Origin of the sequence: Shouchella hunanensis (genome assembly GCF_028735875.1) — a bacterium.
GTDB classification, from domain to species: Bacteria; Bacillota; Bacilli; order Bacillales; family Bacillaceae_D; genus Shouchella; species Shouchella hunanensis.
This window is the reverse complement of record NZ_CP117834.1, coordinates 2,320,012-2,345,998: the sequence shown is the minus strand read 5'-3', so window position 1 is coordinate 2,345,998 and position 25,987 is coordinate 2,320,012. Positions and strand designations below refer to the sequence as shown.

Annotated in this window: 25 protein-coding genes; 14 read left to right on the top strand and 11 right to left on the bottom strand. The window is 41.5% G+C overall.

The window, feature by feature from the left end; all coding sequences use genetic code 11:
* Nucleotides 1-311 precede the first annotated feature (311 nt).
* Nucleotides 312-1,205, top strand: a complete 894-nt coding sequence (folE2, locus tag PQ477_RS11895) for a GTP cyclohydrolase FolE2 (protein WP_274271960.1) — start codon at nucleotides 312-314, stop codon at nucleotides 1,203-1,205.
* Nucleotides 1,206-1,349: 144 nt separating this feature from the next.
* On the opposite strand, the gene PQ477_RS11890 is transcribed toward folE2, so the two are convergent.
* From PQ477_RS11890 to PQ477_RS11855, 8 genes are read right to left on the bottom strand one after another with little or no spacing between them, the layout of a single operon-like run.
* Complete coding sequence (locus tag PQ477_RS11890; RefSeq protein ID WP_274271959.1) at nucleotides 1,350-2,225, bottom strand: fumarylacetoacetate hydrolase family protein; 876 nt, start codon at nucleotides 2,223-2,225, stop codon at nucleotides 1,350-1,352.
* Nucleotides 2,222-3,406 (bottom strand): amidase, encoded by a 1,185-nt coding sequence (locus PQ477_RS11885; protein WP_060704926.1) that lies wholly within the window; start codon nucleotides 3,404-3,406, stop codon nucleotides 2,222-2,224. The genes PQ477_RS11890 and PQ477_RS11885 overlap by 4 nt, the downstream gene beginning before the upstream one ends.
* Nucleotides 3,407-3,413: 7 nt before the next feature.
* Entirely contained in the window at nucleotides 3,414-5,039 is a 1,626-nt protein-coding gene (locus tag PQ477_RS11880; RefSeq protein WP_035397127.1) for a PucR family transcriptional regulator, read from the bottom strand.
* Between the two features lie 17 nt (nucleotides 5,040-5,056).
* Nucleotides 5,057-6,094: an ABC transporter substrate-binding protein gene (locus PQ477_RS11875; RefSeq protein WP_035397125.1), complete on the bottom strand. Its 1,038-nt coding sequence runs from the start codon at nucleotides 6,092-6,094 to the stop codon at nucleotides 5,057-5,059.
* A 19-nt stretch (nucleotides 6,095-6,113) separates the two neighbouring features.
* Nucleotides 6,114-6,896, bottom strand: coding sequence for an ABC transporter ATP-binding protein (locus PQ477_RS11870; protein WP_035397123.1), 783 nt, complete (start codon nucleotides 6,894-6,896; stop codon nucleotides 6,114-6,116).
* A complete protein-coding gene (locus PQ477_RS11865) occupies nucleotides 6,896-7,723 on the bottom strand; it encodes an ABC transporter permease (RefSeq protein WP_144558181.1) in 828 nt (275 codons plus the stop codon). The genes PQ477_RS11870 and PQ477_RS11865 overlap by 1 nt, the downstream gene beginning before the upstream one ends.
* 14 nt (nucleotides 7,724-7,737) lie before the next feature.
* Entirely contained in the window at nucleotides 7,738-8,751 is a 1,014-nt protein-coding gene (locus PQ477_RS11860; RefSeq protein ID WP_052008186.1) for an amidohydrolase family protein, read from the bottom strand.
* Nucleotides 8,748-9,833 (bottom strand): ring-opening amidohydrolase, encoded by a 1,086-nt coding sequence (locus PQ477_RS11855; protein ID WP_274271955.1) that lies wholly within the window; start codon nucleotides 9,831-9,833, stop codon nucleotides 8,748-8,750. The genes PQ477_RS11860 and PQ477_RS11855 overlap by 4 nt, the downstream gene beginning before the upstream one ends.
* A 297-nt stretch (nucleotides 9,834-10,130) precedes the next feature.
* On the opposite strand from PQ477_RS11855, the gene PQ477_RS11850 reads away from it, so the two are divergent.
* From PQ477_RS11850 to PQ477_RS11830, 5 genes are all read left to right on the top strand, one after another.
* A complete protein-coding gene (locus tag PQ477_RS11850; protein ID WP_246117122.1) occupies nucleotides 10,131-10,985 on the top strand; it encodes a glycoside hydrolase family 16 protein in 855 nt (284 codons plus the stop codon).
* Between the two features lie 286 nt (nucleotides 10,986-11,271).
* On the top strand, nucleotides 11,272-12,318 hold the full coding sequence (locus PQ477_RS11845) for an amino acid ABC transporter substrate-binding protein (protein WP_144558179.1): 1,047 nt from the start codon (nucleotides 11,272-11,274) through the stop codon (nucleotides 12,316-12,318).
* A 64-nt stretch (nucleotides 12,319-12,382) separates the two neighbouring features.
* A complete protein-coding gene (locus tag PQ477_RS11840; protein ID WP_274271953.1) occupies nucleotides 12,383-13,558 on the top strand; it encodes an amino acid ABC transporter permease in 1,176 nt (391 codons plus the stop codon).
* 4 nt (nucleotides 13,559-13,562) lie between these two features.
* On the top strand, nucleotides 13,563-14,765 hold the full coding sequence (locus tag PQ477_RS11835; protein ID WP_274271952.1) for an amino acid ABC transporter permease: 1,203 nt from the start codon (nucleotides 13,563-13,565) through the stop codon (nucleotides 14,763-14,765).
* 119 nt (nucleotides 14,766-14,884) lie between these two features.
* A complete protein-coding gene (locus PQ477_RS11830; protein WP_206777775.1) occupies nucleotides 14,885-15,589 on the top strand; it encodes an amino acid ABC transporter ATP-binding protein in 705 nt (234 codons plus the stop codon).
* Nucleotides 15,590-15,824: 235 nt separating this feature from the next.
* On the opposite strand, the gene PQ477_RS11825 is transcribed toward PQ477_RS11830, so the two are convergent.
* Nucleotides 15,825-17,297 carry a DHA2 family efflux MFS transporter permease subunit gene (locus tag PQ477_RS11825; protein WP_144558175.1) on the bottom strand — a complete coding sequence of 491 codons (1,473 nt, stop codon included), beginning with the start codon at nucleotides 17,295-17,297 and terminating at the stop codon, nucleotides 15,825-15,827.
* Between the two features lie 149 nt (nucleotides 17,298-17,446).
* Between PQ477_RS11825 and PQ477_RS11820 the strand changes: the two genes are divergently transcribed.
* A complete protein-coding gene (locus tag PQ477_RS11820; RefSeq protein ID WP_274271949.1) occupies nucleotides 17,447-18,316 on the top strand; it encodes a TetR/AcrR family transcriptional regulator in 870 nt (289 codons plus the stop codon).
* Nucleotides 18,317-18,541: 225 nt separating this feature from the next.
* Here the strand turns inward: PQ477_RS11820 and PQ477_RS11815 are convergent, their stop codons facing one another.
* On the bottom strand, nucleotides 18,542-19,135 hold the full coding sequence (locus PQ477_RS11815; RefSeq protein ID WP_274271948.1) for a hypothetical protein: 594 nt from the start codon (nucleotides 19,133-19,135) through the stop codon (nucleotides 18,542-18,544).
* A 407-nt stretch (nucleotides 19,136-19,542) separates the two neighbouring features.
* Between PQ477_RS11815 and PQ477_RS11810 the strand changes: the two genes are divergently transcribed.
* From PQ477_RS11810 to PQ477_RS11780, 7 genes are all read left to right on the top strand, one after another.
* Nucleotides 19,543-20,055, top strand: coding sequence for a GNAT family N-acetyltransferase (locus PQ477_RS11810; RefSeq protein WP_035397108.1), 513 nt, complete (start codon nucleotides 19,543-19,545; stop codon nucleotides 20,053-20,055).
* A 138-nt stretch (nucleotides 20,056-20,193) separates the two neighbouring features.
* Nucleotides 20,194-21,183, top strand: coding sequence for an L-glyceraldehyde 3-phosphate reductase (mgrA, locus tag PQ477_RS11805; RefSeq protein ID WP_274271946.1), 990 nt, complete (start codon nucleotides 20,194-20,196; stop codon nucleotides 21,181-21,183).
* A gap of 285 nt (nucleotides 21,184-21,468) precedes the next feature.
* Nucleotides 21,469-22,470, top strand: coding sequence for a sulfate ABC transporter substrate-binding protein (locus PQ477_RS11800; RefSeq protein WP_144558169.1), 1,002 nt, complete (start codon nucleotides 21,469-21,471; stop codon nucleotides 22,468-22,470).
* A 16-nt stretch (nucleotides 22,471-22,486) separates the two neighbouring features.
* Nucleotides 22,487-23,314: a sulfate ABC transporter permease subunit CysT gene (cysT, locus tag PQ477_RS11795; protein ID WP_274271943.1), complete on the top strand. Its 828-nt coding sequence runs from the start codon at nucleotides 22,487-22,489 to the stop codon at nucleotides 23,312-23,314.
* A complete protein-coding gene (gene cysW, locus PQ477_RS11790) occupies nucleotides 23,314-24,132 on the top strand; it encodes a sulfate ABC transporter permease subunit CysW (protein WP_052008301.1) in 819 nt (272 codons plus the stop codon). The genes cysT and cysW overlap by 1 nt, the downstream gene beginning before the upstream one ends.
* The gene (locus PQ477_RS11785) at nucleotides 24,129-25,196 is read left to right on the top strand and encodes a sulfate/molybdate ABC transporter ATP-binding protein (RefSeq protein ID WP_144558165.1); all 1,068 of its coding nucleotides are present in this window, start codon (nucleotides 24,129-24,131) and stop codon (nucleotides 25,194-25,196) included. Before cysW ends, PQ477_RS11785 begins: the two co-directional genes overlap by 4 nt.
* 256 nt (nucleotides 25,197-25,452) lie before the next feature.
* Nucleotides 25,453-25,620 carry a hypothetical protein gene (locus tag PQ477_RS11780; protein ID WP_158332076.1) on the top strand — a complete coding sequence of 56 codons (168 nt, stop codon included), beginning with the start codon at nucleotides 25,453-25,455 and terminating at the stop codon, nucleotides 25,618-25,620.
* Between the two features lie 20 nt (nucleotides 25,621-25,640).
* Here PQ477_RS11780 and PQ477_RS11775 read toward each other — a convergent pair whose 3' ends face one another.
* Nucleotides 25,641-25,967, bottom strand: a complete 327-nt coding sequence (locus PQ477_RS11775; protein ID WP_144558163.1) for a hypothetical protein — start codon at nucleotides 25,965-25,967, stop codon at nucleotides 25,641-25,643.
* Nucleotides 25,968-25,987: the final 20 nt, after the last annotated feature.

Below are 25,987 nucleotides of genomic sequence, written 5' to 3'. Positions count from 1 at the left end.
TGGTAAAACCTTTTGTGCTTCAAACGGTTATGATCCAAGCAACAGACGTCCTCCCCATATTCTAGTAGTCTATTTCATCTATTTCTTTCTCTACTTCGAAAAATCTAGATTCTTCTTGCTTTTCCAAAGAGACTTATCCTATAATTAAATCGTAACGATTACGATTTGAAAGGTGCATTTATGACATGCTAACAATTAAGATTCCTCCATGGTTAATGATACGATAGAGACATAACCTTCGAACGAACGGATGTCTGTAGATACAATTAAGAAGCAAACAATGTAGAACGAAAGTGAGTTGAGCGCTTATTATGAAAATACCTTTGAAAGCAGAACGTCATAAGTTATTTGGTTCTGTTTCACCAAGCGTTAAAACCAAAGCAACTGAAAAAAAACATATGCAGGATATACAAAATACACATAAGGACTTTCTGTTCGACGTTCATTTTGTAGGGGTTGCCAATGTTAAACAACCTATACAAATAAAAAGCACATCAAGCCCAGGCATTCAAACAACCGTAGCTACTTTTTCAATAGGTGCACAATTAGATCGATATGCAAAAGGCACCAATATGAGTCGTTTGATAACAGGCCTTGAAGAATTCAATGGTCAACACAAAACCTTATCTCTTGAGTCACTAAAAAATCTAGCACGATCGTTAGCTGATCGTTTAAATCAAGACATGATTGATATTCACGTTGCTTTTCCATGGTTTTATTCAAGAGAGGCGCCGACCTCATTACAATCTGCTTATAATCATTCTGAGATCGAGATCTCGCTAAACTACTCTAAAACACTAGGGTTTAAAACAGAATTAACCCTAACATGCTTAGTAACGACTCTTTGCCCTTGTTCAAAAGAAATCAGTGAGTATAGCGCTCATAACCAGCGTGGGGAAGTAAAAATGAGTGTGGAACTATGTGAAGACTTTGACGAAGCCAAAATAGACTGGAAGAATGAATTGTTAGGAGCAGCGGAATCAAATGCTAGTGCGAAGATTCACCCCATTTTAAAGAGGCCAGACGAAAAAGTAGTCACGGAGCAAGCATTTGAGAATCCTCGCTTCGTTGAAGATTTAGTAAGACTTGTTGCTGCCGATCTTTATGAGTATGACTGGGTAACCGCCTTTAAGGTCACCTGTCAAAATCAAGAATCCATCCATCTTCATGATGCAGTCGCAAAAATTACATATACGAAGCGCTAATCGTACAAGCACTTAGGAGATCCCTATTTCTCATAACAGGGAGATGATACAAACTTCATAGAAATCAGGACTACCTTCCTTTTTCTGTGAAGTTTGTCATTTGCCACGTTAGTATTCTTTATACATAGCTAAGAAAGATGAGGATTAAGAAAGTATCCCTTTGCTCGCAGCCTTGTTTTCTAACTCCTTACTGAACCCACTAATACGACAAGACACTACAACGCCATCCCGCAAGACGACCGCTCCAGGTGTACCAGTTAGTAGGATATCACCTGGCAAAAGGGTCATCACTTCTGAATGAAAAGAAACAATATAGGCTAGGCTATACCGCATGGCTCCTATCCGATTGGTATGCTGCTCCTCCCCGTCCTGTAGTGTCGTAACGTGAATATCATCTAAACATGGATATTCATCTAAACTAACAAGTTCTGAACCGAAGCTAAAGAACGTGTTAAAGCTTTTTGCTCGTGTCAGATAGCGTAAGTTTTCGGCGTGGATGTCTGCTTCAGTCATGTCAAGGGCGGCTGCAACCCCAGCTACATAGTCAAGTGCATCAGCTTCTGACACTTCCTTGCACGTTTTTCCTATGACGAGTGCCAGTTCTGCTTCTGCCGTCGTATTTTTAGATAAAGGAGGTATTTGAATAATATCTCCCGACCCTATTAAACTAGTGTCTGGTTTCATAAAGCTAACAGGAGCAACCGTATTTGAAGCAAATTGATCCTCAACACCTTTCCTGTAGTTCATACCAATTCCCCATATTTTTCGTGGATGTCTATAGAGGGGGGCAGGTGTCCATTCTTCTAGAAAAGGCAAAGAAGAATTTGCTAGCGCTTCTTTTCCCTCATGTACATACCAGTTTTTCAGAGACTCATACTGTCCTTTTTCCAGTAAGGAAAAAACCGTTGTTTCGTAATGAAATTGAAAGTGGTCGTTCAAGGCAAGGAGCGGAATTAGTTTCCCATCAAGCTCAATCGCTCCTTGCTCTTCTTCATTCGTTTTATAGGATACAAGTTTCATAACAACACCTCTTCTTTTTCTTGTACGCTTCGTGCAAATTGCAAAAGTGCCAAATCATTGTGCTTGTGTGCTAGAAAAGACAGACCTACTGGTAAGCCATGAACGGTTAAGCGCGGCATTGTTACTTGTGGACTTTCAGCCAACCCACTAATAGCCGTCAGTTTAAATGTATTCGTCCGATGCACTTCTAGGTCGCTCGGGTCTGTCCCAACCAGCGGCGCCACATCTGGTGAAGTTGGAATTGCTAACAAACCACCGTTTTTTAATCGTTCTTGTAGCTGGGATTTAATGATGAGGGCTTGCTCTTCTGCACGCCTTTGCTCTTCTATCGTTATCGTACTAGTCCACCGAAATCGAGTAGCAATGTCATCTGCAAATGTTGGCTGCTGCGTTTCGATCCATTCCCTATGTGTTTGCCATATTTGGTAGCCTTGCAACGTGCGAAAAGTCTCCATGTAAGTGTCTAGCCGATCTGTTGTTAAACGAATTGAGACAATGGTTAACTCTCCTACCATTGCTTTTAACGCTGCTAAGAAGGCTTCTGCCACTTGAGGCTGCACAAGTTGTAATGCTTCTTCAGGTACATATACGGTTGAAAAGGCCGTTGGCTGTTTATCACTTTTTGGTAACAGGACGTTTCCTACGTTTTCTAGCAAAGAGGCAGAGCGTGCAAACCATCCAACTGTATCAAAACGAGCAGCAAGTGGAATAACACCTTCTATCGAGACAGCGTTATGAGTAGGCCGAAAACCATAAATACCACAATAGCTTGCCGGAATACGAACCGAACCAGCTGTATCTGTACCAAGAGCAAAATCAACGGAACCGTCTGCTACAGCAACAGCCGATCCACTAGAAGATCCCCCTGGTATACGGTCGTTTGCCACAGGATTAATTGGCGTTCCATAATGAACGTTTTCTCCATTTAAACTAAACATTAATTCATCTGTTAACGTTGTACCAACAAGGGTTGCCCCTTCATGTAAGAGTTGCTTAATAGCCGGGGCATAGGTGGTAGCAGTTTCATGCGTAGCAAGCCAGTCAGGATTCCCAGCACTAGACGTGTGCCCTTGAATATCAAACACATCCTTCACAGCAAATGTATACGTATGTAAACTTCCTTCCCTTTTGTTCTCCTTCACGCTCCAACCTCTTTGTATAAATGCTCGTGATTCCATCATTTCATCATCATCCTCCTTTAAATAAATGAGTAAATCGAAGTTTTAAAGCTAGCTGAAGTTCTAAGCATGCTTCTGCATCTTGCAAATCGATTCCAAGTAATGTTGAAATTTTCTCCAAACGGTACACAATCGTATTGTAGTGAGCATATAAGGTGTCAGCAGTGGCGCGAACATTCTTGTTATTCTTAAAAAAAACATCTAATGTTTCGAAATAAAGGGCATCATTTCTTGTGCTTCGTAATGGACCAATTATTTCTTCAAGATAATGAGCGACTTCAGGCGTTTGTGGTAAATGGTATAGGAGCTGATAGACATGTAAATCGTCATAGTTCACTACAGGCGCTGTTAACTGATTATGTTTTGCGATGGTCTTTACATGATAAGCTTCATTAAAGCTTTGCTTAATGTGAGCAATGTCTTGAACAGCTCTTCCCCCGTAAAGTTGATAAAGGGGGCGTTGACCGTCTTTCTTGACGATTCGGTTAACAGCCGTTTCGATGATCTGAAGCATGTTCGGTATGCTTGCTTTTTGTTTCACACATAGCAGCATGACAAACGCCTTATCTAATGATGTTCCTACTACTTGACCGTGTGACTGCATTGTCATTTTCTTCAAGAAAAGTTGAAATGCCGTAACATCAGAAAATACTCCTCCTTCCAGATCTAAAATAACGGTTTGGAACCACTTATCTTTTAAATCTAAATCGAATGAATGGGCGCGTAGATCAATGTCATAATCCGAAACAATGTCTCCAACAACTAATTCTTTAACAAATTGGTTTAAATATTTTTGTTCAATTCGTTTTCTAGCCGTTTGATTGGTCAGCTCGATACTTAACATTGAACTCACTTTATCTAGTGTCATACAATCCACTTCCGTGAGATCAACATTCGTCTCAATACATGCTATATAGGGAACAAAGTGAATAAGACCTTCCGATACAAGAGGCACACAGTAACATTGAAACGATTCGTCTCTAATCGTAATCGTTGTTTTACCAATGCCTGCTTTTGCTTCTAACGTATGGTTAAGGTGGAGACACTCTTTCGGTTCTAACACTTGCTCAAACAGTGGTGCAGTAAGCTGTTCCTCAAAATCCAGTACCACAATTGGATTGCCAATCATCTGTTCAATTCCTGCCAATAAATCAAGTAAAGAATGATCACGATTTAGTTGATCCATAAAGACTTGTACGCGATGATACAAAGTGACTAGATGCTCAGATTCCTGATAAAACACTTCTTCCATTGCTACCCTCACGACATCAGAAAATATGGTTTGTGGACGGATTTCAATGACTGGGAAAGACAACTCGCGCGCACGGCTCAAAAGATCTTCTGGAATGACATCAATAAAACGCTCCACTTTAATACCCATTCCGGTTACCCCTCTGTCGTGAAGGGCATCGATCAGCTTCTTTAAATGAATGGTATTGTCCTTAAACAAATAGCCTGTTGTCATAACAAATTCTTCTGGACGCACAAATTGATCAATATCCGGTGAACCCATGATGTTAATTCTTGAAATTCGGTTTCGCTTATTTTGTTCACCCGTTATTAACTGAGCACCATGTAAAGGCTCAAGCTCAAGCAGGCGCTCAATCGTTAGTCCTCTTTTATGAAAGGTGCTCATCTTTATCCACCCCGCTACTAATCAAGCTGGAAAAATTCATTCGTAAAATACGCTTCTGCTTCTTGTTTGTCTGAAATTAACCCACTGCCCTCTAAAATGGTTAATGTTTCAGCAATATTCTCTTCTGCTATCCAGCCAAACGGTACTGAGTCAAATTGAGCAATTTCTTCAAGCAACGTCAATTGTTCTCTGACGATCTCTTCGTCAACAGCATCTGGAAATCGCTCTGCAGATATGGCGACAGCTTCGTCTATATGTTCCAATGTATAACGGAATGCCTCATCCATCGCTGCAAGAAAACGCGCTGCCGTATTTGGATTGTCATTCAGAAACTGATTATTGCCGATCACTGTTAATCCCGCTAAATCAAATTGATACTCACTTAAATAAAGTGAAGTCAATTCATAGCCCAGTTCTTTCTCAAATACCGGCAGTTCATTTGTTGAAAAGATCGCTACAGCATCGACTTCTTTTCCTAAGAACAGACCGTTCCGAGCAGAAGCTTCCACTTGCACGGCCTCTACTTCACTGGCATTTACATTCTCTTCTTCCAAAAAGCGCGGAAAAATATTCGTAAAGGTTGATGCAATGGCCATTGCGATTGATTTTCCTTCTAAATCTGTCGGAGTTTCCACTGGGGCATCTGGGTGTGAAGCAATCATTATCGGAGAAGAATTCATGTACGTTGCAATCATTGTAATAGGCATCCCTTCTTCTACTCCTTGAGCTGGTTCAACAGTTGATGTAATTCCTAAATCATCTTGACCCTGAGCCACTGTTTGCATCACACTTGTCGAGCCATTTCCTTCAAGTACGTCGACATTTAACCCGTATTCTTCAAAAAAACCTTTTTCTTGTGCAACGTAGAAAGGAGCAAACTCCCCTTTAAAACGCCAGTTTAAGCGGAGCGTAATATCTTCCACCTCTGGCTCTCCAATTTCACCTGTGTCAGCATTTACCGTTGGATTAGCTAAGGAGCTTCCTCCTTCATTTCCACAACCCGCCAGTAAGCCTAGGAAGCACCCTGCTACTGTATAAGGAATAAATCGTTTCATTTTTTTCCTCCTTTTCTGCTTAAGCTTCCGCCAAAATGCCCTGCGTTTGGAAAATGGATCGGATGGTGGATACCTGTCCAGTAAATTCAGGCTCTTTTCTTGTATCACCATTCCGTGGACGAGAAAGTGTAGATGGAATTTCTTTTACAATGGAACCCGGTCGTCCAGACATCACAACCACTTTATCTGATAGAAACACAGCTTCCTCAATGCTGTGGGTAATAAAAACGGTTGTAAATTGATACGTATCGGACAAGCGCAACAAATCGTACATCATTTGCTCTCGTGTTAATGCATCAAGAGCACCAAAGGGTTCATCCATTAGCAATAGCTGTGGATCTTGAATAAGTGCCCGACAAATCGCTACTCGCTGTTTCATTCCACCCGATAACTCATGCGGATATTTCTGTTCAAACCCTGCTAACCCGACGCTTTTCAGTAGCTGCATGGCTTTATCAACAGTTGCTTTTTTTTGTTTCTTCCCATGCTTGATTTCAATTGGAAACAACACGTTATCAAGAACCGATCGCCAAGCTAACAAGACATCTTTTTGGAATACGACCGCCATATCGTCACGATGGTTTTCAAGATTTGCTCCATTCTTTTTAATGGATCCTGTTGACGGTTGTTCAAGGCCTGCGATAATACGCATCACTGTGCTTTTCCCACAACCACTCGGACCAACAATGGAAACAAACGAACGAGGGGCAATCGACAGATGCACATGAGATAGCGCTTGTACTTCACCTGTTCTCGTTTGATACACTTTACCGATATGATTTAGTTCAAGGCTCGTAGTCATTACCGCTCACTCCCCGCTTTATTGGCGCTATACCAAGGCATTATCCATCTTTCAAGTAATTGAACTGCTCCGAACAACAACATTCCTATAAGCGCAAGGGTAAATAATGTCGCAAACACAAGGGGTGTATCAAGTCTTGCGTTTGCAGTGAGTTGCAAATAACCAAGACCCCGTTCCGAAGCGACAAACTCCCCGACAACGGCTCCCACAACGGCTAATGTGACGCCTACTTTTATTCCTCCGAATAGATGAGGAAGAGCATTCGGTAATCGTAAATAGAAGAAATTTTTCCACTCTGAAATGCCAATTGACCGTCCGAGATCATGCATGTCTTTATCTAATGAACGAAAGCCAGTTACAGCATTTATGACAATAGGAAAAAAAGAGATTAGACAAGCGAGCAAAATTTTTGTCGTTAACCCATAGCCAAACCAGATGACAAGAATAGGCGCAATCGATACCATAGGAATACATTGAATCGCAATCAAAATTGGGTATAGGGCGTTTGCCAAATAACGAGAGTACACAATTGCAATGGCGAGAGGAATGCCAATAGATAGACTTAGTGCAAAGCCTAATCCTACTTCTGCAAGTGTTGTCAGCGCATGAGAGAGTAATAATTGTGATTCGCTTAGCACACGCGTGAAGATACTTATTGGCGATGGCAGTAAGTATTGGGGAATGGCTAACAGCATCGTTGCTAACTGCCAAACAAGGAAGAAACCGATTAATGTAAATCCTGCCCACAATGAATGTGGTACTTGAATACGTTTGACGCTTTTTGGTTTTGCTTGTTTCATCCACGTTGTCTCTGTTTTTGATTGCATCGTCACTCCACCTCTCATGAGTAAATCGTTTTTTCCGTTGACGTAATCACTGGCACATCTGCGAGCAAATCACTGAGGCGGTCCACCTCGTAAGCCACGTTCCGATTAAGCCCCTCAATCGCTAGCGCTACCTGTTGATTCATTGGATTAGCGCTTAACCAAGATAGCAACTGTTCGATTTCTTCTTTTTCGTAGAAACGCTGAACATAAGCAAGCAATTGGCCGTATTGCAACATATTCCCGCTTCCTAAAGGATTAAAGTAGTCTCGTAGATTGTCAGAACCAACCTGTATGGGTACACCTGCTTTTGCCAACTCCTTTACTCTTGTCAATTTCCTAGTCGCAATAGCCGTTGGGCAAGTGGTCACCGTCATACCAGCATCCGCTACCTTTTCAATCGTTTGTTTAGCGAGCTCATCTTCTACATTTGCAAGCGAACAACAATGTATAGCTGTCACCTTCTGTTTATAGCCGAGGCGGTTCGTAATATCTGCTAAATAGGGAAGATTAAAATCTTGCGGATTGCCTGTTTCATCAGTGTGGAATTCTATCCAATTAAGATTCTTCTTCTCTGCTAGTGCAAAAATGTTATGAATATGAGCTTTTGCATCCTTATCCATGCTCGTATGGCCGCCTATGCCATTCACATCTAGCTTAAGCGCTTCTTCTAGCAACAACTTTGTTTCAGGAAAGCGATCAAATCCTTCTTGGTTAAATGCAATAATGTCGAGAACCACTCGATCCTTCCATTCTTGCTGTACTTCTAGCATCGCCTCAATCCCTCGAAGCTCAACTAACGGATCGACATCTACATGGGTTCGCACGTACGTAGTGCCGTGTGCGATCATTTTTTCTAGCGCTTGATTTGCCGCTCGTTTCATATCTTGCTTCGTCATCATCACCTTTGCGTCACGTGTCCACTCCGCCCTTACTGAGGCAGGTGCATCTTCGTACCGATTCGGTGGAATAAGAAAGCCTTTATCAAGATGGGCATGATAGTTTTTCCAGCCTGTTTGAATGGTCTTCATGCTACACCTCCTACAATTCGAACAATGGGGGCAATGAGATTAGCGCCTTGAGGACCTTGGTGCTCTGATCCTGCTGAACAAAGAATTCTCGTTTCGCCTACATAGCTGCCGACAACCGCATTGGCAACGGCTTTTGCTAAAATTCCGGCATGCATGCTTAATGCATCGGTATGCATGGTATGGCGTTGACCACGAATATCTGGAAGCGCATCTGCTCCAGCATTCACAAAGACCTGTATCACTTTTTCTTGCTGTGCTTTTGTAAGAAACCCGTCTGCTTTTAATCCAACATCTTCAAATGCCTGTTGCAAGCCGACTAAATCAAGTGCATCATCCATCACACCGGCACCAATCTTTAGCTCACTTACAGAAGTGACTGAATTCCCCATGACAATCACTCTTGCCGCGACTTGCTCTTGTCCTGCAGAGACACTTGTTTTTGTTGAATAAAGTGAATGATCCCTGTTTACACTTGCTTCTGTTAATTTGGAACGGTCAACCTCACCTAGTGCGACGGCAGAACCTAATGCTGCAGCAGCCTTTGATAAGCTTCCACCTTCGCCCCAGGGGCATTTAATTTCAACACATTTAACGTCTTCTAGCTGTTCAATATTCGCTTCTTTTATAGCCGCTTTTACTGCTTCACATACAAGATCCACTTGGGCTAATGTTCCAATTTCTTCTTTACGTAGTGGTCGTGTTGATTGGACGCCAAAGCTAAATCGCTTCGTGCCGTCACCTACTTGTTCACTTTCTTTCTTTAAGAAAAGGGTAAAATGCGGCGTCATTAACCCCCCTGTCTTTCCAATCATCATCATAGGAATGGAAGCAAATACCTCTTCCTTGCTAATGTCTAAACGTTCTGATAATAATTGTTGGAAAGCAAGGGTTGCATAGCCTCGTGCGTAGCCATCTCCCTCGGTTTGAGCTATGATCGCTTTAATCTCTTTTGCATTTACCTGATTTGTATCAAGTAACGCTTCTAAAGCCGTCACATCTCCTGGATGTCTCATATCACATCGAATCATATCGTAGTTCATTCCAGTCACCTCTTTTTTAGCTGTTGGTTGAATTTCTTTCATTCTAGCAACACGAGGAAACGAAGTAATGGTGAACCATTTCCAAATTTATCGATTCATTATTAGGAAGTTTCACTAATAGTAGCGCACCTTGTTATATCCAAACTACAAGTCCGTTATAAAATCTAACGATCGAACAGACAAAAACCATTTTTCTACATTAGCCATTCTGATTCGCCATGATTTTCCCAACCTCGTTCTTTTTTTCCCAACTGTGCAAGAAACCTCTAGCTTTTATACTTATAACTAGAACAACTTCTCATGAAAGCAGACACCTTATTTCATTAAGGAGGAGACGACATGAAGAAAGTAATTGGAGCACTATCGATGGCTGCATGCGCCACTTTGTTCGCAACTTCATATGCTAGTGCAGAAGAGACTCAAGGTGAACCATCCATTGAACAAGAAGGTTGGAACTTAGTATGGAGTGATGAATTTGACGGAAATTCTCTTGATCCGTCTAAATGGCGGCATGATATCGGCAATGGACAGCCGAATTTGCCTGGCTGGGGAAATGAAGAACTTCAGTACTATAGTGATGATCCGAAGAACGTTCGTGTGCAAAATGGAGAATTAATCATTGAAGCACACCAAGAATCGGTTTCTGATCAATATGGAACATACGGGTATACATCTGGAAAAGTATTAACGGAAGGTCGCTTTAGTCAAACCTATGGTCGATTTGAAGCGCGAATGCGTTTACCGGCTGGACAAGGGTTCTGGCCAGCTTTTTGGATGATGCCTGAAAATGACCGGTATGGTGGGTGGGCAGCGTCTGGCGAAATTGATATTATGGAAAACGCAGGGGGATCGCCTTACAAAATAGGCGGCGCTATTCATTACGGTGGTCCTTGGCCAGAGAATCAATTCCAAGCTGGTGATTACTATTTTCCTGCTGGTACTGATGCGACAGGTTACCACGAATATGCAGTAGAGTGGGAGCCAGGAGAAATTCGTTGGTATGTTGACGGAAATCACTATCAAACGATTAACGACTGGTACTCTACCGGCGGATCTTACCCTGCTCCATTTGATCAAGATTTCCATTTAATTCTCAACCTAGCTGTTGGTGGCTGGTATGGTGGGAACCCAGACGGTTCAACGCCTTTTCCATCCTCTATGGCAGTTGATTATGTGCGCGTATATGAGCGGTAATGCTATGTTTATAGAATCGTGAATTCAAGTAAACCCTTGGATTTACGGTTTTTTTATTGTGCTAGAAAATACAAATCTTAACGGAATATTTTGATCGAGACATGCATAAATACGAGTAAGACAAACACACAGGGAGGATACTGAAAGGCAACACGTACAACGTACAAATCAAAAAATTTGTCAGATAATGTACCGATCATCACTAATTTGGTCCTTACTTTCTGTATGATGAAACGTATGTACAATCTATTTTAATTTTTGAAAATATTCAATCAGGGGGATGTTTATGAAAAAATATCTAATCGGCTCAGCGGCCGTACTGTCTCTTCTAGCTTTTACAGCATGTAGTGACGAAGGCGCAGATGCAGATGAAAATAGTGGAGGTACGCCCATTCTAGATCGTGTCAAAGACCGAGGAGAAGTCATTGCCGGTGTCAACGGAGACTTACCTGGGTTCGGGTACTTAGATTCCAATGGAGACTACCAAGGTTTTGACGTTGATTTTGCACGGGTCATTGCCGCAGCCGTTTTTGGGGATGCAGATGCCGTATCCTTTCGCCCATTATCTGCCCAAGATCGCTTAACCGCTGTACAGACAGACGAAGTCGATATTCTAGTACGAAATACTACAAATACGTTAGAGCGAGATGCTATGGGCTTACACTTTGGACCAACGATCTTTTATGACGGACAAGGCATTATGGTACGCGCAGATAGCGGCATTACATCATTAGAAGATCTTGAAGGTGCTCGAATTGGTGTTGACACTGGCACGACCACAGAAATGAACCTAGCCGATCAATTCCGCTTATTAGGCATTGAGTATGAACCCCTTCCATTCGACGGCCAAGATCAAGTTGTTGATTCGTACGAAAGCGGGAGTGCAGATGCATGGACAACGGATCGATCGGGGCTTGCCTCTCGCTTAGACACATTATCGAATCCAGATGATCATGTTATTTTACCAGATGTCATTTCAAAAGAACCTCTTGCACCTGTCGTAAAATCAACAGACGCTACTTGGTTTGACATTATGAATTGGTCTGTTTATGCGACCATTCAAGCGGAAGAGTTCGGTATTGATTCCACCAATATTGATTCCTTTATGGATTCAGAAGACCCAGAGATTCGTCGATTCTTAGGCTTGGAGGGCGCTCTCGGTGAACAGATTGGTTTAGAGAATGATTTTGCTGTAAACATTATTAAGCAAGTCGGCAACTATGAGGAAATTTACAATCGCCACATCGGACCAGATACATCGTTTGGCTTAGAGCGAGAAATGAATCATTTATGGACAAATGGCGGCCTACATTATTCCCCACCATTCCGTTAATTCGTTAATACTATTAACAAGGCCTGTCTCATCAGTCAGGCCTTCACATATTTGAGGTGAACTTATGGAAACAATGAAGCGAATCTGGAACAACCGACGCGCTAAAGATACGACCATCCAAGTGATTTTTCTCGTCGTTGTTCTTGCAGCGATCGCATTTATTGTCAATAACGTCATTGTTGGAATGAATCGACTTGGCATGTCTCTTGATTTTTCGTTTCTTAGCCGTACGGCATCGTTTGATATTTCAGGCGATAAGTTAATCTCTTATTCAGCAACTGATTCGTACGCGAGAGCTATATTAGTAGGAATTTTGAATACATTGCGAGTAGCCTTTATCGGTATCATACTCGCAACAGTTTTAGGAACAATCATTGGCATTGCCCGGTTAAGTAAAAACTGGCTCGCTCGCACGATCGCTAAGGTATATGTTGAAATCTTTCGAAACACGCCATTGCTCGTCCAAATGATTATTTGGTATTCAGCTGTATTTCTTACGTTGCCGCTCATTGAATCAGAAGTCACTCTCGGCAACGCACTCTATTTCAGTAATCGAGGTGTCGCCATTCCTTGGGTAGGTGATGCCACTTCTGCCACATGGATCTGGGGCTCTGTTCTCCTGATCGGATTTATTGTCGGTCTTTTACTCTATCGATTTAAATTAAAACAACAGATGGCACTTGGACAAAATAAGCGACCGTATCTCTGGTTGATCGGTGCCATTCTCTTTGCCGGGATCGCATCGTTTCTTATCACTATGCAAGGACCGTTTCAACTTAGCATTCCAGCTATAAATGCAAACGGTCGAAGTTATGTAGGGGGCTTTATCCTCTCACCTAGTTTTGGCGCCATTCTCATTGCCCTTGTAATGTATACAGCCGCTTTTATTGCCGAAATTGTACGGGCAGGCATACTCGGTGTGAATAAAGGTCAGCGGGAAGCTGCTTATTCCCTTGGCTTAAAAGAGTCAACAGCGCTGCGTCTTGTCATTTTTCCACAAGCCTATCGCATTATTATACCGCCGATGACGAACCAGTATTTAAATCTGACCAAAAACTCAAGCCTCGGCGTAGCCGTAGGGTATCCGGAAATTGTAACGATTGGAAACATTACGTTATCCCAATCTGGTCGTGCTGTACAAATGATTATCGTAATGATTGCATGCTATTTACTATTTAGCATTCTAACTTCTATTTTTATGAATCTATTTAACAAATTCACGCAACTAAAAGAGAGGTGAGCTCATGGCACAGTCAGACATACAGCCTAGTGGATTGAAGACACCCCTTCCTCCGCCTAAACATACAACGTCACTAGCAAACTGGTTAAAAGAAAACTTATTTACGAACTGGCGGCAAACGTTATTCACTTTAGCCTTACTTAGCTTTGCCAGCTGGCTTTTATACCAAGTTGGTCATTGGGTTTTCATCACAGCGGATTGGTCTGTCATACCACCAAACTTTAAGCTCCTTCTTTCTGGTCAATATCCAGTAGATCAGCTTTGGCGTCTATGGACAGGGATTCTTCTTTTTGCATTCCTTCTCGGTCTGAGTGCAGGCAGCTGGAAAGGTGTGATGAAACATGTAGCATTTTTTCTCAGTCTTATTTTTCTTGTTTGTCTCGTTCTTCCTTTTGTCGCGTTTGAAACAAGGCTTTGGCTTAGTGGTGCCATCCTCATAATGGGAGCTGGTTTTGGGCTTGGACATTATTTTAAAATAAAAAAACCTACTCTTCTGTTGTGGATTGGTTTTATAACTATTGCTGGATTTCTACTACATGGATTCGGTCTATTGCCTAGCGTTGGGACGAATCTATGGGGTGGCTTCTTACTGACATTATTACTCGCATCCGTCGCCATTATCTGTTCGTTCCCGCTTGGCTTGCTCCTTGCGTTGGGACGACGGAGTAAGCTACCAGCCATTAAATACTTCTGTATCTTCTATATTGAACTCATTCGTGGTGTACCACTTATTACGATTTTATTCGTTGCTCAAATCATGCTACCACTCTTATTAGGTGGGTCGGTGTCGATTGACCATATCGTTCGAGCCATGATTGGGTTGACTCTGTTTAACGCTGCGTACCTTGCAGAGAATATTCGGGGTGGTCTTCAATCCATACCAAGAGGGCAATTTGAAGCGGCTCATGCACTTGGCCTAGGAACACCTGTCACCACATGCTTTGTCATTTTACCGCAAGCGTTGAAAGCGGTCATTCCAAGTATGGTCGGACAGTTCATCGCCATCTTTAAAGATACCTCTCTTGTTGCCATTGTTGGCTTAATTGATTTACTTGGTATGGCACGAAATATTGCTGCAAACCCTGAATTTATTGGCTATCAAATGGAGCTTTTTCTATTCGTCGCTCTCGTCTTCTTTATCTTTTGCTCTATACTCTCTTACGCCTCAAGACGAATTGAACATTCCCTTGGTGTAGGAGATCGATAATTTAAAAATAGAAAGGATATGAATTTATGTCACAGACGAAAGAAACGACAACAGCGCTTGATGCATTTGATTCGGATATCCCTTTAGTTGAGAGAGAACCGATTATCACATGTGACAGTATGAATAAATGGTTTGGAGATTTACATGTACTGAAGGATGTCAATTTAGAAGTAAAGCGGGGAGAAGTGATTTGCGTCCTTGGACCATCGGGTTCAGGGAAATCAACTTTTATCCGAACGCTAAATGGACTTGAGGATATCCAACAAGGTACGATTACAATCGACGGCACAAGTCTTTCAGATGACATTAAAGAAATGGACAAAATTCGCCGGGAAACAGGTATGGTTTTTCAACAATTTAATTTGTTTCCGCACATGACCATTAAAAAGAACATTATGCTTTCTCCCATGTGGGTAAGAAAATGGCCTAAAGCTGAAGTGGAAAAAAAGGCGTTAGCATTACTTGAGCGGGTCGGCATACCTGAACAAGCGAACAAATATCCTGGCCAACTTTCAGGAGGACAGCAACAGCGTGTTGCGATTGCTAGAGCTCTTGCGATGGAGCCAAAAATCATGTTGTTTGACGAACCTACATCTGCACTAGATCCAGAAATGATTAAGGAAGTGCTAGATGTTATGAAAGAGCTCGCTAAAACGGGTATGACGATGGTTGTCGTGACGCATGAAATGAATTTTGCGCAAGAGGTTGGGGATCGGATCGTTTTATTTGATCAAGGCGAAATTATTGAAACAGGTACACCGACTGAACTTTTCCAAAATCCTAAGCACGAGCGGACAAAGTTATTTTTGTCACAAATTCTTTAAGAAACCAAACCGGGCACCCGGTTTAGCTTCTGTCTTTCTCCCCAAACGGTGATTGTACCCTTCGCAATGCAACAGTTGTCACACATAAATAAAGACAGACGGATAAGAGAAATAGCGCCAATAATCTCAACTCCTTTCTTACACTGTAAAGCCCTTTGGTTAAGGTAGTGTAAAGAACGGGTAATTGATTTATAAGAAAAAAGAGTATGGATGTGTTCATCCATACTCTTTTCCTTTATTCCTCTTCGATTTTCCGTACAGCTTCCATACTTGTATCAACTCTTTTCACAAAGAACGAGAGCAGTAATGCAATAAGTGTCATCCCAAATGCGACATAGAAAGAAAACTGGATTCCCGCTAATAGCGATTGTTGCATTAATACAGCTTCATTGACAGCAGCCGGATCGGTTTGACTTAAAATACTTTCTGCTTCGCTAGCAGCAACACTGTTCATAATCGTCACAAGAATAGCTGTTCCAATGGATCCAGATACTTGTTGAGCCGTATTGTTAATTGCGGTTCCATGCGGATTCAAACGTGTTGGTAGTTGATTTAATCCGTTCGTCATAATGGGCATCATAACAAGAGACATCCCAAGCATTCGTATGCTGTAAATCACAACGATCGTAGCATATGGTGTATCAAGTTGAAGGTTCGCCAACATATAGGTGGATATTGCCGAAATAACGAGACCAAGTACAGAGATGGTTCGTGGCCCAAATTTATCAAATAACTTCCCTGTTACAGGAGACATTAATCCCATAATAATGGCTCCTGGTAACATAAGTAGCCCAGAGTCTAGCGGTGAAATGCCGCGAACGCTTTGTACATATGCAGGTGTCAAAATCATACCTGAGAACATGGCCACTGCATTGACAGCAGCGATCACCGATGCTAATGCAAACATGGGGTACTTATACACTCGTAAATCTAAGAGCGGCTCATCCATTCGTAATTGCCTTATTATAAAGGCAGTGAGCGCAATCACACCAACAATTAATGTCACCAATACCCAAAAATCTGTCCATCCATCTGAACTTGCTGAGCTGAATCCATAAAGCAACCCACCAAACCCTAAGCTAGAAAGAACCACTGACGTGTAATCCAAGTGAGCCTCTTTATTTTGAGGCATCACATTCCCTAATTTCCATATCGCCAAAACAAGACTAATAATAGAGAGTGGCAAAATCATTTCAAATAGTAAGCGCCAATCGTAGTTTTGCACGATAAAACCTGACAACGTTGGCCCAATCGCAGGTGCCGTAATCATAACAAGACCAAATACACCCATAGCCGTCCCCCGCTTTTCTCGAGGAAAACTAATAAGCATCACGTTCATCAGCAATGGTCCCATAACGGAGCCTCCGATTGCCTGCACCATTCTTCCTGTTAGCAAAAGACCAAAGTTTGGCGCAAATGCCGCAAGAGCTGTTCCAATTGTAAAAATGGCCATTGCTGCTATATAAAGATTCCGATTTGTAAACCGCGTTAATAAATAGGCAGAAGCCGGAATGAGTACACCACTGACAAGCATATAGCCAGTTGCTAGCCATTGAACTGTGGAGTAATCTTCAATGCCTAAATCCACCATAATACTTGGTAAAGCTACATTTAATAATGAATTATTTAAGAATGCTACAAACGCACCAACAAATAAAATCCCTATCATCAAGTAGGGAGGTCTTTTTAGCTGCATGCTTTCGTTCATGCATCGTCACCTCTAATCAGAAATTCAACACTACGCTATATTATACCTATGGTACAATATAGTCAATATATTTATACTCACTGTATAAATTGTTTTTTTTCGTTCTAGAATTTATACTAAGCACATCGGAATCTATTGAGGAGGCTCCAATGAACGAACGGAAGAAACATGTCGCAGAAACGGCTTTAAAACTTTTTCAAGAGAAAGGTATTCAACATACATCGATTCAAGATATAGTAAAAGCTGCATCTATTTCAAAAGGTACGTTTTATAATTATTTTACATCTAAAAATGATTGTGTGGCTGAAATTTTAGAGGATCTACGATATGAAGCTAGTCAACGCCGCATTGCTGCTCAAATCGGTAAAGCGCGAAATGATCGAACAATTTTTATAGAGCAAATTGCGATTTTCATTAAATTGCAAGAAGAAAAACACCTCTACCGGCTATTTGAAGCCATTCTTCATTCAAACGAAGCCGACTTAAAGAAGTTAGTTCTCAAGCATCGCGTACATGATATGGAATGGCTCACCCAACGCTTAATTGAAGTAAGAGGTGAATCCGTGCGCCCATATGCATTTGAAGGAGTCGTTCTTTTTACAGGTATGATGCAACACACACTATTTGTTCATCGCTATACAAATAGTAGTTACCATCTTGAGACAGTCATAGACATCCTTCTTTCCTATTTAGAAGACATTCTGGAAAAAATGGAGCAAGATCAGCATCTATTGTTGAACGATGGTGCCATTCAGCAATTCCGTTCCCAAGTTGAACATAGAACGATTACAAAAAAAGATGTGTTGTCTTACGCAGAGTCATTTGATGTAGCACACTTTTACGAAGAGCAAAAAGACTTATTTGACGCCATTTCAGAGGAGCTTCAGAAAGAGCGCATACGAAAAGGCGTTCTTTTACCCTTATTAAAACCGTTTCAAGCATCAGCCCAAGACACGACAATGGAAGACGCTATTCAAACGTTTATTAACATGATCTGGTATTATGTTCATTCATACTAACGCCCCTTTTATAACAGCTTTCATTAGATTGGCGAACGCTCACAACGTGCATAAGGGCAGGGCTTAAAGCTGGGATATGCCAGTTGCCGTGTTTACTAGCCTCGTGCACGTCTCCAGCCATTTCCGTTCAAACTTTTTTCATTCCGACTTCAGTTCTCTGTTTCTAGAGAAACCTTCGCCAACTTATGAAACAAATGTAAAGAAAAAAGATGTAGCAACGATGCGCTACATCTTCTCTATTTTCGAACGCCATTCTTCACGTAAGCGTTCATTGTATTCCTCTGTTGTTTCTCCCTCTTGAATAGGAAATTCTTCTTCAAGCTGGCTCCCGATTTCACGCCACGCATAATTGTAAGCAAAATGGTCATATTCCCATTCAAACATAAATGCTTCAAGTGACATCCCATGAGCGGAAGCAATGGGTTCCATAAACGCGTCGTCTACTTGTTCCAATTCTTCATTTATGAAGGTATGAATTTGAATTTCGCTCATATCCACATCGTACACTTCTTCCGCTACGATCAGCAGATCGTTTCTTTTTGCATACGCCAGTTTAGCTTGTGCGACTAAATCCTCTTCAGACTGCACATCACCAGTAGTAAGTTGATTGATTCTTAGCCTTATTGCCCATTTCTCTATTCCTTTGTCCCTTAGTCCATCTATAGCAGCGACATCTTCTCGCGCTTGTACAATCGCTTCTAGAAGCGGCTGTTGGAACTGCTCATTTTCTTCAGGTGCTATGGTTTGAATTTGGAAAAAGAATAGGCTTACGATAAGAATTGTACCTAAAGTAGCAGCTCCTACGATCCATTTTTTCACTTAATCACCTCCACTCGTTTTACGTAAAAAAATGCAAAGTGTCTCATCTCATTAGACTTTTGTGAGTGTCTAGAACGGGTGTTGGTTGACCAACTAAGCGTTTGCTTATATATTGTGTAACTAACCTCGTTTAAGTTTCTATAATCATGACAACAACTCACCATGTAGCTACAATTTTGAGTGAGTTCAACTTTATTCGCAGGATTTATCCATAAAAGAATGAATTCTATTACCAATACCCACTTTCTACACTTTTAAAGAAATGATAGAAAAAGAGAATGTAATTCCTATACAACTAACAAACAAACGATCACAAGCATGACAAGAAAAATAGGCTTCAAACTGGAACAAATGCTGGGCTAGACTAGTAAGTGTGAATCGTTGGAATCACGGAGGAGGGAAACGAATTGAAGGAACATGTACTCGTAACCGATCGACTAGCTTTACGACAGATGACACTTGCTGATGTAGATCATTTAATGACCATATTTGCTGATCCAGAAGCAATGGCTCATTACCCTGCAACCAAAAATGAAAGTGAGACAAAAAAATGGATTCATTGGCAGCTAGATCTTTATCAACAAACCGGAGCTGGTCTTTGGATCGTTGAAGAGAAAGAGACAAAAACGTTTTTAGGTCAATGTGGTCTAGTCCCCCAACATATAGACGGAAAAGATGAAATAGAAATTGGGTATTTGTTCGCAAGACATGCCTGGGGGAATGGCTATGCAACCGAAGCAGCATCGGCTTGTCGCGATTTTGCCATTCATGATTTAGGACAGAAACGACTCATTTCCTTAATTGCTCCACTCAATTCCCCTTCCATTCGAGTCGCTGAGCGAATAGGCATGACTAGAGAAAAGCGTATTCTCACGTGGGGGAAAGAAATTTTCGTTTATAGTCTGTGTGAGTCTTCTTAGCTAAGAGTAAGTAAACTCTTATACAAAATAAACATGTCCCATTATCATTTAGCTTACAATATAACTCGTGATTCTAAAAGTGGAAGGAAACCAAGAAAACGTTTACAATATGAAGAATGACGATAAAGGAGAGATCATATGGTATACGTAGCAGCTGATAATAGATACGAACACATGCAGTATCGTCGGTCTGGACATTCTGGTTTAAAACTTCCACTTATTTCGTTTGGTTTGTGGCATAATTTCGGCGGTGTCGATGCAAGGGAAACGGGTAAAGAAATGATACGAAAAGCCTTTGACTTAGGGATAACACATTTTGATTTGGCAAATAATTATGGACCGCCACCAGGTTCTGCAGAAGAATTTTTTGGAGAGATGCTCAAGACAGATTTGGCGCCTTACAGAGACGAGCTCATTATTTCCAGCAAAGCCGGTTACAAGATGTGGGACGGCCCTTATGGAGACTGGGGTTCAAAAAAATACCTCGTATCCAGCTTGGATCAAAGCTTAAAAAGAATGGGCTTAGAGTATGTGGATGTGTTCTATCACCATCGTCCTGATCCTGATACACCACTTGAAGAGACGATGCATGCATTGGATTTGCTTGTTCGCCAAGGAAAAGCCTTATATATTGGCATTTCGAGCTATGATGCAAAGCAAACCTCTGAAGCCGTGAAGATACTCAATGACTTGGGTACACCATTATTCATTCATCAACCTGCTTACTCCATGTTGAACCGTTGGATTGAAGACGGTCTGCAAAAAGTGTTAGAGGAGAATGGAGTTGGCTCCATTGCATTTGTACCGCTTGCCCAAGGTTTGCTAACAAGCAAATACTTAAATGGAATTCCTACAGGATCTCGCGCTACTAAAGGGACAAGTTTGTCTCAAGAAGAGATCACAGATGCTACCATCTCAAAGCTAAATCAATTAAATGAACTAGCAAAAACTCGCAACCAGTCCCTAGCCCAGATGAGCTTAGCTTGGGTACTTCGTGAAGAGAAAGTCACATCAGCATTAATTGGCGCAAGTAAGGTGGAACAAATTGAAGAGAACGTAAAAGCGCTTGATCATTTAGCGTTTAGCAAGAGCGAACTAGAAACGATTGATAGGATTTTAGCATCTTAATTTCGTTCAGAGCATCACAATGTAAACTAGAATGCCCAGAGTTTGTTTCGATTCGAGACAAGCTCTTTATTTATCACCATTCCTTGTGCCCCGCTATTTTAACCCATATGAAGCTGTACTCACTTTCTTCTCCTTATCAATCATTCCAATTAAAAGGATGTTTCATTCACAAAAAACTTATTGACAGATCGGAATTATAAGAATAATATAAGAACACATTAGCACACTATTTTTTTAGTCTTAATTCCAACTAAATACATAGGAATACATAAAAGGAGTGTTGACATGAAAAAAATTCTCTTTCCCCTACTATCATTAGGTGTGCTTGCGGCTTGCAATACCACCTCTAGTTCTGGATCGACAGTGGAGTTATTGAATGTTTCCTATGACCCTACTCGCGAACTGTATACGGATGTGGATGATGCCTTTATTGCTTATTGGGAAGAAGAAACTGGTGAAACAATTAAAATCAACGCATCTCACGGTGGTTCTGGAAGTCAAGCACGCTCGGTTTTAGATGGTCTTGATGCAGATGTTGTTACATTAGCACTGGCTTACGATATCGATGTTCTACAGGAAAGAGAATTGCTCGACTCGGATTGGCAATCACAGTTCGACGATAACTCTTCCCCTTACACATCAACTATTAATTTTCTCGTCCGAAAAGGCAATCCAAAGGACATTCAAGATTGGGATGATTTAATTCGTGAGGACGTTGAAGTCGTCACGCCAAACCCGAAGACATCTGGTGGTGCTCGATGGAATTATTTAGCTGCATGGGGGTTTGCAGAAGAAGCGTATGGCTCTGAAGAAGAAGCACAAGCATTTGTGAGTGACATCTATAAAAATGTGGTCGCCTTAGACTCAGGTGCACGCGGGGCAACCACTTCATTTGTTGAGCGAAATATTGGGGATGTTCTTCTTGCTTGGGAAAATGAAGCGATTCTTGCTGCAAACGAATTGGGTGAAGATGAGTTCGATATTGTAACACCTTCCATTTCAATATTAACCGAACCACCAGTGGCAATCGTTGATAAAGTTGTAGATCGAAAAGGAACACGAGACGTAGCTGAGGCTTACCTAGAATTTTTATATACCGATGAAGGACAGCGGTTAATTGCGGAGCATCATTATCGTCCAAGAAACGAGGAGATTTTGTCTGAATATAGTGATTCCTTCCCTGAACTTGAGCTATTTACCATTGACGAGAAATTTGGTTCATGGCAAGAAGCACAGGAAAAACACTTCGCTGACGGAGGCATTTTCGATACGATTTATCAACCTTAATACGTAGGAGTCGATTATGAAACGAATATTACCTGGCTTTGGGTTAAGCTTAGGCTTTACGATGCTCTATATGAGTTTTATTGTCTTTATTCCCCTTGCCGCTTTGATTGTGTTTACTGTTTATAATGGCTGGGAAACATTTTGGAACGCTTTACATGACCCTCGTGTATACGCGGCCTTTCGCTTATCCTTTACAGCCTCCTTTATCGCTGCATTAATAAATGGTGTGTTCGGCGTTTTAATTGCTTGGGTCATGGTGCGTTACACGTTCCCAGGAAAGCGGATCATGGACGGCATGATTGATTTACCCTTTGCCTTACCTACTGCGGTAGCAGGGATAGCATTGACAAGCCTTTACACAGAAAGTGGATGGATTGGGTCACTACTTGCTCCTCTTGGCATTCAAGTCGCTTTCACACCAATTGGAGTTACCATTGCGTTAACCTTTATCGGACTCCCATTTGTCGTTCGTATGGTGGAACCGGTTTTAAAAACAATTGATAAAGAAACGGAAGAAGCTTCAGCACTGCTCGGTGCTACACCTTTCCAAACATTTCGGACCGTGATTTTCCCTGTGCTCATTCCTGCGTTACTAGCAGGAATGACGCTGGCATTTGCACGAGCACTCGGAGAATACGGTTCTGTTGTTTTCATCGCCGGTAATATGCCGATGCAAACCGAGATCGTACCTTTGCTTATTATGACGAAGCTCGAGCAATTTGATTATGGTGGCGCTACAGCTATTGCCGTTGTCATGCTAACACTTTCGTTTGCACTTCTTTTGTCTGTTAACGCGCTTCAGTGGCTTATTTCAAGGAAACTTGGACAAAGGAGGATAACGTAATGCAAACAAAAAAAACATGGTTAAGCTATGCATTAATTAGTGTTGCGTTTTTATTCTTATTGTTGTTTCTGTTTCTTCCACTAATTGTCATCTTTTCCGGTGCTTTTGCACAAGGATTTCAAGTGTTTGTTGCGTCCATTACTGAACCCGATGCATTATCTGCGATTCAATTAACACTATTAGTCGTAGTCATTACCGTTCCTTTACATACATTGTTTGGTCTAGCTGCCGCTTGGGCATTAACCAAATTTCAATTTAAAGGTAGACAGTTTCTAATAACGCTTATTGAAATCCCTTTTGCGGTTTCTCCTGTTATTGCAGGGCTACTCTTTATTTTACTTTATGGCGTCTATGGCTTTTTTGGCGAGTGGCTCACAGCGAATGGCTTCCAAGTGATCTTTGCCTTACCAGGAATCATTCTCGCGACGATGTTTGTCACGTTACCTTTTGTCGTTCGCGAACTCATTCCGCTAATGGAAGCTCAAGGATCGGAAGCCGAAGAAGCTTCCATTACCCTTGGCGCGAGTGGCTGGCAAACCTTTCTGCGAGTAACGTTACCTGCTATAAAATGGGGGCTTCTTTACGGCGTTATCCTCTGTACAGCCCGGACAATTGGTGAATTTGGTGCAGTATCTGTTGTGTCAGGCCGTATTCGTGGCAGCACTAATACGATGCCGCTTCACGTTGAAATTTTATATAACGAATACCAATTCACGGCGTCGTTTGCCATTGCTGCTTTAATGTCCCTCTTTGCCATTGTTACCATCGTTGTAAAACAATTGGTGGAATCCCGTCAAAGGAAGGTAAAAACGAAATGACCATTAAAATGACGAGCCTCTATAAATCATTCGGTACCACACCGATTTTAAAGGATATTAATCTGGAAGTGGAACAGGGAGAATTGTTCGCTTTACTCGGCCCCTCTGGTTCTGGTAAAACGACGCTACTGCGCATGATTGCTGGATTAGAGACAACCAATGGTGGCGAAATTGAAATTAAAGGAAAAAACGTCACCCACCGATCCCCACGTGAGCGAAAAGTTGGCTTCGTGTTTCAACACTATGCCCTATTTGCTCACATGACGGTATCAGCGAACATTGCATACGGCTTAACGGTTTTAAAACGTAGCGAACGGCCCTCTAAGCAAGAGATTACAAAGCGTGTCGATGAACTTCTTTCTCTTGTGAAGCTCGACGGCCTTGGGCAAAGGTATCCATCTGAATTATCAGGAGGACAGCGGCAACGTGTAGCACTCGCTCGTGCCTTAGCTATTAATCCAGATGTATTACTACTAGATGAACCGTTCGGGGCACTTGATGCTCAAGTACGTAAAGAGCTACGCCGGTGGTTACGGACGTTGCACAAACAGACTGGTATTACAACGGTCTTTGTTACACACGACCAAGAAGAAGCACTTGATGTAGCTGATAAAGTAGTTGTCATGCGGAATGGTACAATCGAACAAGTGGGGACACCTACTTACGTCTATGAAGAACCTCGGACACCATTTGTCTATGAATTTCTAGGAAATGCAAACCGCTTTTCCGGTCAAGCTAAAGCAGGAACGTTGCACATTCAAGGCGCTGACTGGGAAACCGCTTCAACACTGGAAGAAGTGGAAGCGATCGGATTTGCTCGCCCACACGAATTTTCCATTTCGACGACTTATGAGGGAAAAGCCGACTTAAAAATAACGATCACATCCATTCATCCAGTTGGACCCATTGTTTTTATTGAAGCGAAACATGAAGGTCACCCGGAGATGATTGACATTCAACAACCGAAAAAAACGATTGCCGAGCTTGGCCTACAAGTTGGCGATACCGCTTATATTCGACCTGAAAAAATTGGCGTTTTCCACGTGAATGACTATGTCATTTAGCCAAATTAAGTTTCATGCCAAAGAACCTATGCAAAGTGATAGGTTCTTTTGTGCTTTATTGACATTGTTTAAGCACTATTACATTCATTTTTTATTACTAACCCTTAAACTCAAAAAAGCTTTCTTCCTGATAAGAAAGCAAGTTGTTCAAAACGAAATGAGAGAAAGAAGAAATTCATTTCGACAATAGGTTTATGTATCCATTTGCATTACTTTATAATAAAGAAACCACTATTTTTTTAAGGAGGATAACACTGTGATCATTATCTTACTTTTTATCATTGTGTTTGTTATTGTTTTTATTCTCAATGGGATATTTGATGCTTTGTTAAAAAACGAAGGAACCGTAAAATCATGGTTTGTCGCTTCAATCGTTATTGCCTTCATCATTACTGTAATGGCAAGCTTACTTCTTGGAATGTAATTGTTCTTTCGAGGTACCAATCAAGGAGCAACATCAATGATGCCGGTAAACAATAAAACCATTGTAAGCACGATATAGATAGGCAAAGATAAGGAGAAAACTAACGACAGGGTTGGCACATGTTTTCTTTTCGCTTTGCGTAACGAATAACTGGATAGAACGACACCAACTGCTGTAAGTGCATATACACTATAGTCACCCACTAATGACCCTACTATTCTTGTTGGGGTGATGAACGTCATAAGGAAACAAACAATGCTAACGATTAACGCCACATACTGTAGAAGCTTTTTTCGTTTCCATTCATGAGCCCCTTCCAACAAGATCATTTTTTCACTTTGGTTCACAACTTAAAAAAACTCATTTA